The sequence below is a fragment of the Neptunomonas sp. ABH4_499 genome, assembly GCF_056160565.1.
The window spans coordinates 66,012-79,924 of record NZ_JBSWXK010000013.1 but is presented as its reverse complement, the minus strand read 5'-3'; the positions used below and the strand labels follow the sequence as shown (position 1 = coordinate 79,924).

Here is a 13,913-nt window from a genome sequence, read left to right as displayed (position 1 = left end):
ACAACCTGAGGGGGAGGGTCAATTAAAATTGGTTTTTCCATTCGCGTATGGCAGCAAAAACTGCTGTGTCATCGTCAGTGTTTAGCGCTTCCTTCTGTGCTATCTGTTTGATCACACTTAGGTTTCGGCTGCGCATGAAGGGGTTGATCAAGAGCTCATCTTCAATTGTTGAAGGCAGTGTCGGTTGGTTTGAAGATCGTAATATTTGACACGCTTCGATTTTTTCTTGGATGGCGGTGTTGTCTGGCTCAACCGCTTTAGCAAACGCAAGGTTACTCAGCGAGTACTCATGGGCGCAGTACACGCGTGTTTTGGGAGGCAATTCGCTGAAGCGGTCCATGGCGTTTAGCATTTGCGATGGGCTGCCTTCAAATAACCGACCGCAACCGGCTAAAAAGAGAGTGTCCCCACAAAAGAGGGCAGGGGCTTGATCGTGTAACTCGCCGTAAAACGCAATATGGTCGAGCGTATGCCCTGGAACTTCTAACACCGTAAAGTCTTTGCCGAATACGTTTACAAGATCTCCTTCAGAGACAGTGTGCGTGATGCCTTTAAAGGGGGAGTTTTCAGGCCCATACACAGGAACATCAAAACGAGTCACTAGCTCGTTGACGCCGCCGGTGTGATCTTTATGGTGATGCGTGATTAAAATCGCGTTAAGTGTCAGCTTGTGAGCTTCAAGGGCTGTGAGTACGACCGCCGCATCGCCTGGGTCAACAACAACGCAGTTGTGATCTGAAATGATGGCCCAAATATAGTTGTCATTGAACGCTGGGATAGGTTGGATCGTAAGCATACGGGTTCTCGTCATTTATTCCAAGACAGATTACTCTAGATCCTTTGGCCTGTTAACATAGAACCAAAAATTAACGCTTATTCGCGAATGGATATGACTCAAACCCCCATCATTGAACAAAAAAAACAAGATGACCCAGTGCGTGCTTGGTTTTCGCACGGGGTGGGGCAGGAGATGCTTGCCAAAGAGCAAGCGGTGCTGGATCGCATTCTAAGCGGCTTGTACGGCAGTCATCTGGTGCAGATTGGTATTGAGCCTACGATGGATCTTTGTCGTAAAAGCACCATCCCGCATAAGTTTATGATCTACCACCAACTGGAGTTGGGCATGAAGTCCTCCACGATGGTGGCGCTACCTAACGAGCTCCCCATCGAACACAACAGCATGGATGTTGTGGTACTGCACCATGCATTGGACTTTTCAAACTCCCCGCATCAAGTACTGCGCGAGGCTGCACGGATTTTACGCCCGGGTGGGCACATTGTGATCGTGGGGTTTAACCCGATTTCGTGGTGGGGATTAAGACGAAAAACCTCGCGTAAACAGGTAAAACCTGTGTGGCATCAAGCCCAGTTTATCAGTCATGGTCGATTGAGTGATTGGATCAACCTTTTAGAATTGACCGAATTAAAAACCGAGTCGCATTTCTTTTGGCCGCCGTTTCAAACCGATAAAATACGTCACCGTTTTGGTTGGGGGCAAGGCTTATTAAAGCGCTCCTTGCCCACCTGTGGTGCTTTAAACATAGTGTTGGCGCGCAAGGATGTGGGCAGCATGCGCTTAATCAATATGCGCCGCCGAACACGCCGGTTTATTCAAATACCGGTGGCCGAGCCTGCGACACGAGGACAAACACGTGGAACCCGTTAAGATTTTTACCGATGGCGCCTGTAAAGGTAATCCTGGCCCTGGTGGCTGGGGCGCGTTATTGCGCTATGGCGATAAAGAGAAACATCTGTGGGGTGGTGAAGCTGAAACCACCAACAACCGAATGGAGCTTGAAGCGACCATTCAAGCCTTAGGGGCATTGAAGCGAGAGTGTCAGGTGATTTTAACCACGGACTCTCAGTACGTGCGCAAAGGCATTACCGAGTGGATCCATGGTTGGCGAAAAAACGGTTGGAAAACCGCGGCTAAAAAGCCGGTTAAAAACGCCGATCTTTGGCAGGCACTCGATGAGCTTACCAAAAAACACCAAGTGGAGTGGCGTTGGGTAAAAGGCCACAGCGGTCACCCTGAAAACGAGTTGGCCGATCAGTTAGCCAATCGTGGCGTTGAAGAAGTACTTGCCCACCCTTAGTCCAAGAATGAGTTAGGTTTTACATTATGCGTCAAATTGTACTGGATACCGAGACAACGGGTCTGGAGTGGTCCGAAGGGCACAACATCATCGAGATTGGCTGTGTCGAAGTGGTTAAGCGCCGTTTAACCGGCAATCACTACCACCAATACATCAAACCTGATCGCGAAGTTGATGAAGAGGCGATCAGCGTTCACGGCATCACAAATGAGTATCTGGAGGATAAACCGAAGTTCTCAGCAATCACTGAGGAGTTCATCGAGTTTATTCGCGGTGCGGAGCTGATCATCCATAACGCAGCGTTTGACGTAGGCTTCATCAACGCTGAATTTCAACGAAATGGCATCAAGATCAAGGTCGAGGATATCTGTACCATCACGGATACACTCCTCTTGGCGCGTAAAAAGCACCCAGGGCAGAAGAATAACTTGGATGCCTTGTGTAAGCGTTACGGTATCGATAACAGCCACCGAGAGCTTCATGGCGCGTTATTGGACTCGGAGATCTTAGCCGACGTCTATTTGATGATGACCGGTGGTCAAACCTCTTTGATGCTGGCCGATGATCAAGGCGAAGGCGCGGATGGCGCGATAGCGATCCGTCGTGCCGGTGAAGAGGCGTTGGGGCTGAGTGTCGTAAAAGCCGATGATGATGAGTTGGCAGCGCATTCGTCCTTTATTGATATGCTGGATAAAAAAAACGGTGGCGAATGCTTGTGGCGTAAATTAGATTCGTAAGCCTAAGTGCAATAAAAAAGAGGTCAGTTGACCTCTTTTTTTGTGAGTTTTGTCGATGAAAAGACCTTACAGGAAGATCGTTACCATCGTGAAGCCTACGATGCTCATTACGATTGTGTATGGCAGAGCCATCACCACCATCTTGCCATAGGATAAACGCACCAGCGGCGCTAACGCAGAAGTCAGCAAGAACAGGAACGCTGCTTGGCCGTTAGGCGTAGCCACACTTGGGATATTGGTGCCTGTGTTGATCGCGATGGCCAGCACATCGAAGTGTTCGCGGGTGATCTCGCCGTTGTTTAAGGCGGCGACCACTTCATTGATGTAAACCGTCGCAACGAACACGTTATCACTGATGGCCGACAACAAGCCGTTAGCGATGAAGAACAACCCAGGTTGAGAGGATGGCTCCATCACCAAAACTGCATGAATGATCGGCTGGAACAGGTGTTGATCGTGGATCACCGAAACGATACTGAAAAACACCACCAGCAGTGCCGTGAAGGGCAGGGCCTCTTCAAAGGCTTTACCGATTTGGTGCTCTTCTACAATGCCGTTAAACGCGGTTAACAGTACGATCACCGTTAAACCAATTAAGCCGACTTCGGCCAAATGCATCGCGAGCGCGATGACCAAAAAGACCGCCACCAGCATCTGAATTATCAACACGGCTTTGTCTTTCTTGGTACGCTTAGCGTCCTCTTGTTTAGCAAACTCCTCTAGGATGGCACGCACGCTTCGAGGCAGTTTCGCGCCATAACCAAAGATTTTTGCTTTCTCGAGCAGCACACACGTAACCAAGCCTGCTGCCAGAACTGGCATGGTTACTGGGGCCATCAAAAGGAAGAACTCAACAAAGTCCCAGCCGGCCTTCTCGGCAATCAAGAGGTTTTGAGGCTCGCCCACCAGCGTACAAACACCGCCAAGCGCGGTACCGACGGCACCGTGCATCAACAAGCTGCGCAAAAAGGCACGAAACTGATCCAAGTCGTCGCGGCTGTTCTCTTCTACGCCGTCGTCGTTACCGTGATCGTGCTCAATATCGTAATTCTTACCCGAGGCGACTTTGTGATAAACGGCATAGAAACCAACGCAAACGCTGATGAGTACAGCGGTTACGGTAAGGGCATCCAAAAACGCGGATAAAACAGCCGAGGAGATCGAAAACAGCAAGGCTAATAATGATTTGGACTTCACTTTTAAGAGTATCTTAGTGAAGATCCACAAGAGCATCCCTTTCATAAAGTAGATGCCGGCCACCATAAACATCAGCAATAAAATAACCTGAAGGTTAGAGGCGACTTCGTGGTAAACCGATTCCGGTGAGGATAAACCAATCGCGATGGCTTCGATGGCCAATAAACCACCCGGTTGGAGTGGGTAGCATTTAAGTGCAAGCGCCAGTGTAAAGATGAATTCGAAAATCAGAATCCATCCGGTAATTACGGGACCTACGGTGTGGAAAAGAATGGGATTTAAAATTAAAAATCCAATAATCGCTTTCTTATACCAGACCGGCGAATTTCCCAGAAAATTTCGCATCAGAGCCTGAGGAAACATGGTTGTCATCGAAGGCAATTCCTGTTCAAAACAATAGATAGGGCGTTTTCGCGAAGTGAAAAGCCGCGCTAGACTATCAGGAGAAATTGCAAAGCTGAATGCTTAATAATGTATAACTGATATGGGTCAAAAGTACCAAAGACCCCTAATATGACAGTTTATGGTGCTTTCAGGGCATAAGAAAAAAACAGAGTTAGACTAAAGTTGATGTGACTTTTTAATGAACTAAACCGCATCAATAGGTCAATTTGTTGTTTGCTTTAAATTTTAGTGTCTTTCAGTAGATACGCTTTTGAGGATGGTATGCAAAAACTAATTGGATACGAAGGACAGTTATGGGCGCGAAACGGACAAGATCACTGGGAAGATATACCTTCGTTTTCCGGTGATGTTAAATGTTACCCCGTGGGCGAGTTTGATCATGAGCGCTATCAAATCGTGATTCCTGATTCAGAGCATCTGCCTGCCGCTTACGATTTTGAGCCTTTGAATCTTCGCGAGCGCTTGAGTGAGTGTAAAACTGAAGAGGAGTACGTGCTCTATGCCCGCGCTGTGCAAATTGCGACATGGCATCACGAACATCAGTTTTGTGGTCGATGTGGCTCATCCATGGCCTCTCATGAGGTGGATTTAGCAAAACACTGCCCACGTTGCGATCTGATCCAATACCCGCGTATCTCGCCGTGTGTGATTGTGTTGGTGCTTAAAGGGGATGAGTGCTTATTGGCTCGATCTCCACGTTTTCCGCCTGGGCGTTTTAGCACCTTGGCTGGCTTTATTGAAGCGGGTGAAACCGCGGAGGCGGCGGTTGCTCGGGAGATCAAAGAAGAAGTAGGGATCGATGTGACCAATGTGCGCTACCTAAAAAGCCAGTCGTGGCCGTTTCCGCACTCGTTAATGTTGGGGTTCTTTGCCGATTATGCCGGTGGGGAGATCCAAGTGGATGGTGTCGAGATTGAGGAGGCGCATTGGTACACGCGTGAAACCATGCCCAATTTGCCCCCTTCGTTCGCGATTTCGTGGACCTTGATCGAAGCGTATATGAAGGATCAACTCCCTAAGTGATCAGCGACGGAACAGTTTGCTCAGTTTGGTTGCCAGCATAATGTTGCCTTGGGCTTTGAGGTCGCCACGCAAAAACGCGCCCATGCCATCGATTTCGCCTGTTACGACGCCGATAAAGGTTTCGCTGTCCATAGTCAGGATGATGGATGGGTCGTCATGCTCGCCAACGGTCGGCGTACAAGTTTGATCGGCAATGGTGACGTAGAAATCATCTGCGTCTTCCAAACAAAATTGATATACCTCGTTAATATCTTTGGCTGCTTCAGGTTGAAAACGTGATTGCAGCTTCTCGATAACGTTTTCGACCGTGATGTCCTTGCTCATAACAACTCTCTACCTATGGGTTTAAGCGGCAAGTATAGCAGGAGCGTCTCAAGATTTGTTGGCGGTCTGGCCAGTAAACTGTGCTACATTATCGCACTCATTTTTATAAAGACGTCTAGGAGTAAAGTGTTGTCCGAGTTCTTTTTCAGTTATGGATTGTTTCTTGCGAAAGCGGCAACGGTATTGGTGGTTCTGTTGGTTGCGGTTGCAGGGATTATAGGTTTGTCGTCGCGTGGTCGCCGAGATCATCGTGATGGCGAAGTGGATGTCACCTCCTTAAACGATCACTTCGACGAGATGAAAGAAAACGTTGAAGCGGCCGTTCTGGATAAGGCGGCATGGAAACAGCTGCAAAAAGAGCAAAAGAAGCAGGACAAGCAAGACGCTAAAGCACAGAAAAAAGCCGCTAAAAAAACGGATGAAAACGACGTTAAGAAGCGTGTTTATGTACTTGATTTCGAAGGCGATATTCATGCCTCGGCCGTTGACGGTCTGCGCGAAGAGATCTCAGCCGTACTGACCTACGCGCGCCCAGAAGACGAAGTGGTGCTGCGCTTAGAAAGTACCGGTGGTTTGGTGCACGCTTATGGCTTGGCTGCCTCGCAGCTTGAGCGAATCAAAGCCAAAGGCATTTCGCTGACCATCGTGGTTGACGAAGTGGCGGCCAGCGGTGGTTACATGATGGCGTGTTTGGCCGACAAATTATTGGCCGCCCCTTTTGCGATTTTGGGCTCCATCGGGGTTGTGGCGCAATTGCCTAACCTGCACCGTTTACTGAAAAAACACGATGTGGATTACGACGTGTACACCGCCGGCGAATACAAGCGTACCGTGACCATGCTTGGCGAAAACACCGAGAAGGGTAAGCAAAAGTTTGTCGAAGAGCTTGAAGACACGCACGAGCTGTTCAAAGAGTTTGTGTCTCAATACCGCCCGCAACTGAACATCGACCAAGTGGCAACGGGTGAAGTCTGGTTCGGTAAGCGAGCACTCGAGGTGAAGTTGATCGATCAACTGGCTACCAGTGATGATTACTTGATGGCCGCGTGTGAACAAGCGGATGTATATCGCGTTAAATATCAGGTGAAAAAATCGCTGCAAGAGCGCATCAGCGAAATGGGCGTTTCAACGGCGGACCGAGTCATCAACCGTGTCGCTCAAAAGGCACAAGACAGCCGCTTTTTGTCGCGTTAACTATTGATTGCACAAGAAATTTGCTTTCTTGCAAATCTGTACTAGGTTTTCTTCAGGACTGTTTTAAACGTAGATTTGAACGGGGATTGAAGATTGCAGCAGTCAAAAACCGCTCGGCAGATACAAGAGGCTGCCGAAGCCCTGTTTGCAGAGCAAGGATTTTCCGAAACCACCATGCGCCAGATTACCTCCGCCGCGGATGTGAATCTGGCTTCGGTGAACTATCACTTTGGATCCAAACAAGGCTTGATCCAATCGGTCGCTGACACCTATTTGGTGCCTTTGTGTGACCGGGTACAAGCCGGTGTTGATGCGCGCCTAAAGTCATCCGGCGACATCGTAGAGCTGGATGAGTTGATCGAGCTGCTGATGCGATCGCTTTTATCGGTAAACGAGGGTAACACCTACGCCTTACCTATGTTTTCGCGTTTGTTGGACCTGGCTTATATGCAGCAACAAGATGAGCTTAGGGATCACATCATCCGCTTGTGTCGTGATAAACTTCGCGTGTTTTTAGATCTTCTTAGGAATGATATGCCACCCATGAAGGACGATGAGTTCTTCTGGCGATTGCACTTCCTGCTTGGGTCGATGATTTTTACGTTCTCGAACTATCACACTCTGATTAAGATCGAGCGCAGTGAATACGACAAAGAAGCTGAGATAGCGATGATTTTCCACCGAATGTTACCGGTGATCTCAGCAGGATTTTTAGCCCGGTCGGAGAAAACGCACTTTTGCAAGGTCTGACCGGAGGAGTTCGGTCAGATCATGGAGAGTGCCCGTGCAGGTGCACATAAGCATCAGCGATCAAACGCTGACATTGATTAAGCCGGATCAATCGATCCGGTTTTCTATTTCTACCGCGTTAAACGGCGCCGGTGAGCAGAACGGAAGCGGGTGTACGCCACGAGGCCAACACCGAATCCGTGCCAAAATAGGCGATGGCTTACCGCTCAATGCTGTGTTTGTCGGCCGCCGTTTTACCGGCGAAGTCTACACCCCTGAATTGGCGCACAGCGCCCCCCATCGAGATTGGATACTGACCCGCATTTTATGGCTAAGTGGCTGTGAGGTTGGCAAGAACCGACTGGGGTCGGTCGACTCGATGCGTCGCTACATCTACATTCACGGTACACCCGAAACGGAACCCATGGGGACTCCGAAATCGCACGGTTGTATTCGTATGCGCAACGATGATCTTATTCAGGTCTTTAATTCTGTGCCGGTTGGCACACAAGTCATTATTGAGGAGTAGCCATGAGTGGCGGATGTTTAATGCTGGATGTGGCCGGGACAAGCCTGATCGATCCTGAGCGCGACCGATTGTCGCACCCGCACGTTGGCGGCTTGATTTTATTTGCCCGCAACTATGACAATCCCTCTCAGTTAGCGGACTTAGTGGCCGAGATCCGAGCCGTAAACCCAGACATCGTCATAGCGGTGGATCAGGAAGGCGGGCGCGTTCAGCGTTTTCGAGAAGGCTTTAGCCGTTTACCATCGATGTTCACCTTGGTGTCAATGTTTAAAGAGTCTGAGCAGGACGCCGTGACCTTGGCTCAGCAGCTGGGTTATCTGATGGCCTCTGAGCTTGTGATGCTCGATATTGATCTCAGTTTTGCGCCGGTGTTGGATTTGAATTTGGGCCGTAACACCGTGATTGGCGATCGCGCCTTTGGCGAAACGCCCGAGCAGATCATCGCTTTGGCCGGAGCTTTCATGAAAGGGATGCACCGTGCGGGTATGTCGGCCACGGGTAAGCATTTTCCGGGGCATGGCTGGGTCAGTGTAGACTCACATGTTGGACTGCCAACGGATGAGCGCGCGTTTGAGCAGATCGATCAGCTTGATATGCAGCCCTTCAAAGCGCTGATCGACCAAGGATTAGATGCCATCATGCCAGCGCATGTGGTTTACGAGCAGATCGTCCCTGAAACGGCGGGCTTTTCGTCGTTTTGGTTGCAAGATCAACTGCGTAAACGTTTGGGTTTTGATGGCATTATTTTCAGCGATGATCTCAGTATGGAAGGGGCGTCGGTGGCTGGTGGCTATGAAGCCCGCGCTGAGGCGGCTTTGCATGCGGGCTGTGATATGGTGCTGGTCTGCAATACGCCTGATCAAGCTGAGCGTGTGTTGCATCACTTAGATAAGATCCAACAGCCGATGAATTCGCGTGTACAAAGGATTCGTAAAAAGCCAGTTGAGATCGATCAAGATGAGTTAGCGCTGATCAAATCTACCCTAAGTTCACACCCTGTGTGGGCATAACATCATTGAGAGAGAAGTAAGGTCAATTATGGAATGGGATGGTAAGGAACTCCTAAAGCCGGTTCAGCAGTGGGTGGTTGATACATTCTCGCTTAACCAAGAGAACGCTTGGATTGCCGCAGTCTTTTTCATTGTGTTTGTCACCCTGGTGGTGGCGTTTATTGCAGGTCGTTTCTTAAAGCACTTGGCGCATACTTCATCCAAAACCCGCACGGTTTGGGATGACCTTCTGATTGATGCGGCCAGAAAGCCGGTGATCGTCTTTATCTGGGTGATGGGTATTAGCCTTGCCTTCGATGTGATCGATGCCTCGACCGGCACGGTCTTGTTGGATGTGGTTGAGCCGGTGCGCCGGGTATCGATCATCATTATGATTGGTTGGTTCTTGATCCGTTTTGTGCGCTCGGTTGAGGCCTCGCTGATTGACCCGAACGGGATCAACACCGAAATGGATGAAACCACCGTCAGCGCGTTTGGTAAGTTAATCCGTTTATCCTTGATCATTACCGTCTCTTTGGTGGTGCTGCAGACTTTTGGGTACAGCATTTCTGGGGTGTTGGCGTTTGGCGGTATCGGTGGTATTGCGGTCGGTTTTGCGGCCAAGGACTTGCTGGCGAATTTCTTTGGCGGATTAATGATCTATCTGGATCGCCCCTTTAAAGTAGGGGACTGGGTTCGCTCACCGGATAAAAGCATCGAAGGTACAGTGGAAGATATCGGTTGGCGATTAACACGGATTCGCACCTTTGATAAGCGGCCTTTGTATGTGCCGAACAGCACGTTCGCCAGTATTTCGGTGGAAAACCCCTCTCGAATGACCAATCGCCGGATTTACGAAACCATCGGTGTGCGGTATTGCGATGTTGATACCGTGCATAAGATTGTATCGGATGTAAAAGCGATGCTTCGCAAGCATCCTGAAATCGATACGCGTCAAACCATGATTGTGAATTTGAACGCCTTTGCGCCATCGTCGCTCGATTTCTTTATCTACACCTTCACGAAAACAACGGATTGGGTGCGTTATCACGAGATCAAACAAGATGTGCTTTTGCAGGTAATGGGCATCATCGAAGGGCATGGGGCTGAAGTCGCGTTCCCAACCACAACGGTGCACCTGTTCAACGAGAAAGACAATCTTCCACCAGAGCTTGCAGGGATGGCAGCACCAGAGCAAGGGCCAGCCTGAATGAGCGATGCTGTCTCCCCCAAGGCCTTTCTAAAGCAACTTAACCGGGCGGACTTAAAAGGTTTATCGGTTGCTAAGTCCGTTGGGTTAATTCAAGGCGTGTGTGTGGTTCTGCAAGCTTATGCGCTCACCGAACTGCTCAATCGAGTGGTCTTTGAGGGGCAGGGTATTCTCGATAACCTCGGGTGGCTGGCGCTGTTTGCGGGTCTTATTATCATGCGCTCGTTGCTGGGTGGCCTTCGTGAATATGCGGCGACTCAGGCGTCGCTAAAGGTCAGGGCGTCACTTCGCACAAGGCTGTTTGATGTCATACACCAGCAAGGGCCTGTGGTTGCAGCGCAGCGCTCGCGTGGGGCGTGGAGTCATTTGTTGGTAGAGCAGGTCGATGCGCTGGACGGTTGGTTAGCACGGTATCTGCCCCAGCAGTTTTTGGCCTCGATTGTGCCGGTTATCGTGCTGTGTGCGGTCTTTCCGGTGAATTGGATGGCCGGGTTAATCTTGTTATTAACCGCGCCTTTGGTGCCGGTGTTTATGATTTTGGTGGGCAAAAAAGCGGCCAAAGCCAATCAAGAAAACTTTGAAGCCTTGGCGCATTTAAGTGCGTTCTTCTTGGATATTGTGCGTGGGTTGCCAACCTTAAAGCTGTTTGATCGCTCCAAAGTACAGGCGCGCGCGGTAGAGGGCGCTACCACAGGGTTTCGTATCAAAACCATGCAGGTGCTGCGTCTGGCTTTCTTGTCGTCGGCGGTGCTGGAGTTTTTTGCCTCCATCTCGATCGCTCTGGTCGCGGTCTACCTTGGGATGACCTTCTTGGGTTATCTGAACATCGGGCCGGACCGTTCAGAACTTACGTATGCTTCAGCCTTGTTTGTACTCCTTCTCGCGCCTGAGTTTTATCTTCCCTTGCGTGAACTGGGTGTGCATTACCATGCGAAAGCGCAAGCCGAAGCGGCGATCCCTGACATTGCGGCGTTGTTGGATAAAGAAGATCAAACAGTAGAGAGCGCTTTACAGAAAGGGGGATCGCAAGAGCATCTTCCTGAAGGGGTTGTGCCTCAAGCTTCGAACGCACTGATTTCGCTCAACGATGTGTCGTACCGTTATGCCGAAGATCAACCTTGGGTGCTGCAAAACGCGAGTTTCGCCCTGCAAAAGGGTGAGGCGGTTGCCATCATGGGCCCAAGTGGCAGCGGTAAAAGTACGTTGCTTTCATTGATGATGGGGTTTATCACCCCTGGGCAAGGGCAAGGGCAAGTGCTAGTGCGCTCAGGGGAGTCGGTAGCCGATGTTCGTGATGATTGGGTAATGGATTGGGTATGGCTGCGCCAAGACTCGGTACTGGTGTTTGGGTCAGTTAAGGAGAATTTACAGGTTGCTAAGCCAAACGCATCTGATGATGAGCTATGGCGTACCTTAGAGCGAGCAGGTCTTAAAACCGACATCCAAGCGCTGCCACAAGGGTTGGATACGGCCATCGGCGAGGGCGGAACGGGGCTTTCAGGTGGCCAAGTTCAGCGTTTGTGCATTGCACGGGCGCTCCTCAAGGAGGCGTCTGTTTGGTTTTTGGATGAACCGACGGCCCATCTTGATCAGCACAGCGAAAAGGTCATTTTGGACACGCTGGCCTCCTTAAAAGGGCAGGTGGCGATGGTGTGGTTAACGCATCGAACCGCTGGGTTAGATCAAGTGGACCGTGTGCTTCACCTCAAAGGAGGGCAGCTGTATGGCTAATCCTAAAGAGCGCTCGGCGGTGCGCGTACTTCTGCCTTATGTTGGCATGATGAAAAGCCAAGCCCGTTGGATTGCGCTGGGCTGGCTGGTTAGCTTAATCACAGCTATTGCCAGTATTGGTTTATTGGCGCTCTCCGGTTGGTTTTTGACGGCAACGGCGTTAGCGGGTGTCACGTTAGCCACGGCCAAATCTTTCAATTACTACACGCCAGGGGCCGGGGTGCGCGGTTTTGCCATTGCTCGAACAGCTGGGCGTTACGCTGAGCGCATTGTCACCCATGAGGCGACCTTTAGGCTCTTGGCGGATCTGCGTGTGGCCTTGTATAAAGCGATTGAGCCGCTCTCGCTTAATCAGCTTTCCCGTTTTCGATCTTCGGATTTGTTGACCCGCTTTGTGGCAGACATCGATGCCCTCGATAACCTCTACCTAAGGGTGATGATCCCAACGCTGAATGCCTGGGTGTTAAGTGCCGTGGCTGTTGCGGTCGTCTCTGTGTGGCAGCCGTTTGCTGGTGTTGGCTTAGCCGTGCTGCTATTGCTGGCCACAGTGGTGATCCCTTTGGTGTTTGCGCGATTGGCATCCAAATTCAGTGCGCAGCTGGTGGATGATCGAAAAGCGTTTCGTGATCTTTGGGGGGAGCATATCGCCGCCTTACCTGAGTGGATCTCCTTTAATCGAATGGATGACCAAAAGGCGCGACTGGCCGCTCAAGAGGTAAAGCTTGCTCAAACCCAGTTAAAGATGGTCGCGATCTCCTGTATTGGGCAAACGTTGATGGGCGTTGTCTCGGCCCTTGTTATCTTGGTCTTGCTGATAGCGCTTGCGCCTTCGCCAGTACTTGAGATGAGTGTTGATGCAGCGGGCATCACAGGGCCATTGTGGGTGATGTTTGTGTTGGCCGGTCTTGCGCTGTTTGAATCCATTAATGTGTTGCCACTGGCGTATCAATATTTGGGTCAAACCGTGGCGGCCGCGCGGCGTTTAGATACGTTTTTATCGGTCAGTCACGCGACAGAATTTGGCGATCAAGTGCCAAGCCAAGGGGTTCCGTTTAGCCTCAGTATTCGTGATCTAACCCTGAGTTACCCTTTAGAAAACGGTCGCTCTTTTACGGCGTTAAAGTCGGTTGATTTTGAACTGCACGCCGGTGACATTGTGGCCGTTAAGGGGCACTCGGGTAGCGGGAAAAGCTCGCTAATCATGGCGTTAGCGCGGTTTGTTGAACCAGAATCCGGCCAGATCTCTCTAAAAGGGTGCTCAATAGCATCGCTGAGTGAAACCGCGCTGCGCGACCAGATGTCGGTGATGATGCATCCGGTGACTTTGTTCAGCGGAAGTGTCCGCGATAACCTGTATTTGGCAAGTCGTGATTTATCCGATGATGCCATGATCGATGCTCTGAAAGCCGTCAATCTATGGACCGAACTTGAGGCCGCGGGCGGGTTGGATCGGATGGTTGGTGAAAATGGCCAGCATCTATCGGGCGGTCAGCGAAAGCGATTAGCTTTAGCACGCTCGTTATTGAAACACGCGCCTTTATTGATTCTGGACGAGCCTTTTGAAGGAGTGGATAAAGAGAATGCGGCCCTGATCGAGCGCAATGTGTTGGACTGGGTGAAAGCGCGCCAACAAGCGGTGCTGATGATTTCACACCATCAGCACGATTGGGCGCAGTTTGATGCGGTGTATCAAATGGAGCAGGGGCGTCTCACAAGGTTGTGAGGGCCCCTTGTTTTAGGTCGCTTGTT

Annotated in this window: 14 protein-coding genes; 11 read left to right on the top strand and 3 right to left on the bottom strand. The window is 50.4% G+C overall.

Annotation, left to right across the window (positions count from 1 at the left end; genetic code table 11):
* Positions 1-22: 22 nt before the first annotated feature.
* Positions 23-796 carry a hydroxyacylglutathione hydrolase gene (gloB, locus tag ACXAF9_RS13990; protein WP_475075304.1) on the bottom strand — a complete coding sequence of 258 codons (774 nt, stop codon included), beginning with the start codon at positions 794-796 and terminating at the stop codon, positions 23-25.
* A gap of 93 nt (positions 797-889) precedes the next feature.
* On the opposite strand from gloB, the gene ACXAF9_RS13985 reads away from it, so the two are divergent.
* The 3 genes from ACXAF9_RS13985 to dnaQ are packed head-to-tail and all read left to right on the top strand — an operon-like array spanning position 890 to position 2,833.
* The gene (locus ACXAF9_RS13985; protein ID WP_475075303.1) at positions 890-1,666 is read left to right on the top strand and encodes a methyltransferase domain-containing protein; all 777 of its coding nucleotides are present in this window, start codon (positions 890-892) and stop codon (positions 1,664-1,666) included.
* Entirely contained in the window at positions 1,653-2,096 is a 444-nt protein-coding gene (gene rnhA, locus ACXAF9_RS13980) for a ribonuclease HI (protein WP_475075302.1), read from the top strand. The genes ACXAF9_RS13985 and rnhA overlap by 14 nt, the downstream gene beginning before the upstream one ends.
* 26 nt (positions 2,097-2,122) lie before the next feature.
* On the top strand, positions 2,123-2,833 hold the full coding sequence (gene dnaQ / locus ACXAF9_RS13975; protein ID WP_475075301.1) for a DNA polymerase III subunit epsilon: 711 nt from the start codon (positions 2,123-2,125) through the stop codon (positions 2,831-2,833).
* 66 nt (positions 2,834-2,899) lie between these two features.
* Here the strand turns inward: dnaQ and nhaB are convergent, their stop codons facing one another.
* Positions 2,900-4,402 carry a sodium/proton antiporter NhaB gene (gene nhaB, locus ACXAF9_RS13970; RefSeq protein WP_475075300.1) on the bottom strand — a complete coding sequence of 501 codons (1,503 nt, stop codon included), beginning with the start codon at positions 4,400-4,402 and terminating at the stop codon, positions 2,900-2,902.
* 294 nt (positions 4,403-4,696) lie between these two features.
* On the opposite strand from nhaB, the gene nudC reads away from it, so the two are divergent.
* On the top strand, positions 4,697-5,458 hold the full coding sequence (gene nudC, locus ACXAF9_RS13965) for an NAD(+) diphosphatase (RefSeq protein WP_475075299.1): 762 nt from the start codon (positions 4,697-4,699) through the stop codon (positions 5,456-5,458).
* Here the strand turns inward: nudC and ACXAF9_RS13960 are convergent, their stop codons facing one another.
* On the bottom strand, positions 5,459-5,782 hold the full coding sequence (locus ACXAF9_RS13960; protein WP_475075298.1) for an SCP2 sterol-binding domain-containing protein: 324 nt from the start codon (positions 5,780-5,782) through the stop codon (positions 5,459-5,461).
* A 129-nt stretch (positions 5,783-5,911) separates the two neighbouring features.
* Here ACXAF9_RS13960 and sohB point away from each other — a divergent pair, with 129 nt between their 5' ends.
* The 7 genes from sohB to cydC all read left to right on the top strand — a co-directional run bounded on the left by sohB (position 5,912) and on the right by cydC (position 13,887).
* Complete coding sequence (gene sohB / locus ACXAF9_RS13955) at positions 5,912-6,976, top strand: protease SohB (protein WP_475075297.1); 1,065 nt, start codon at positions 5,912-5,914, stop codon at positions 6,974-6,976.
* 93 nt (positions 6,977-7,069) lie between these two features.
* Positions 7,070-7,726 carry a TetR/AcrR family transcriptional regulator gene (locus tag ACXAF9_RS13950; RefSeq protein ID WP_475075296.1) on the top strand — a complete coding sequence of 219 codons (657 nt, stop codon included), beginning with the start codon at positions 7,070-7,072 and terminating at the stop codon, positions 7,724-7,726.
* Positions 7,727-7,760: 34 nt separating this feature from the next.
* Entirely contained in the window at positions 7,761-8,234 is a 474-nt protein-coding gene (locus tag ACXAF9_RS13945; RefSeq protein WP_475075295.1) for a L,D-transpeptidase family protein, read from the top strand.
* 2 nt (positions 8,235-8,236) lie between these two features.
* The gene (gene nagZ, locus ACXAF9_RS13940) at positions 8,237-9,244 is read left to right on the top strand and encodes a beta-N-acetylhexosaminidase (protein ID WP_475075294.1); all 1,008 of its coding nucleotides are present in this window, start codon (positions 8,237-8,239) and stop codon (positions 9,242-9,244) included.
* Between the two features lie 28 nt (positions 9,245-9,272).
* Positions 9,273-10,433: a mechanosensitive ion channel family protein gene (locus ACXAF9_RS13935; RefSeq protein ID WP_475075293.1), complete on the top strand. Its 1,161-nt coding sequence runs from the start codon at positions 9,273-9,275 to the stop codon at positions 10,431-10,433.
* Positions 10,434-12,164 (top strand): thiol reductant ABC exporter subunit CydD, encoded by a 1,731-nt coding sequence (gene cydD, locus ACXAF9_RS13930; RefSeq protein ID WP_475075292.1) that lies wholly within the window; start codon positions 10,434-10,436, stop codon positions 12,162-12,164.
* Complete coding sequence (cydC, locus tag ACXAF9_RS13925) at positions 12,157-13,887, top strand: thiol reductant ABC exporter subunit CydC (protein WP_475075291.1); 1,731 nt, start codon at positions 12,157-12,159, stop codon at positions 13,885-13,887. Before cydD ends, cydC begins: the two co-directional genes overlap by 8 nt.
* Positions 13,888-13,913: the final 26 nt, after the last annotated feature.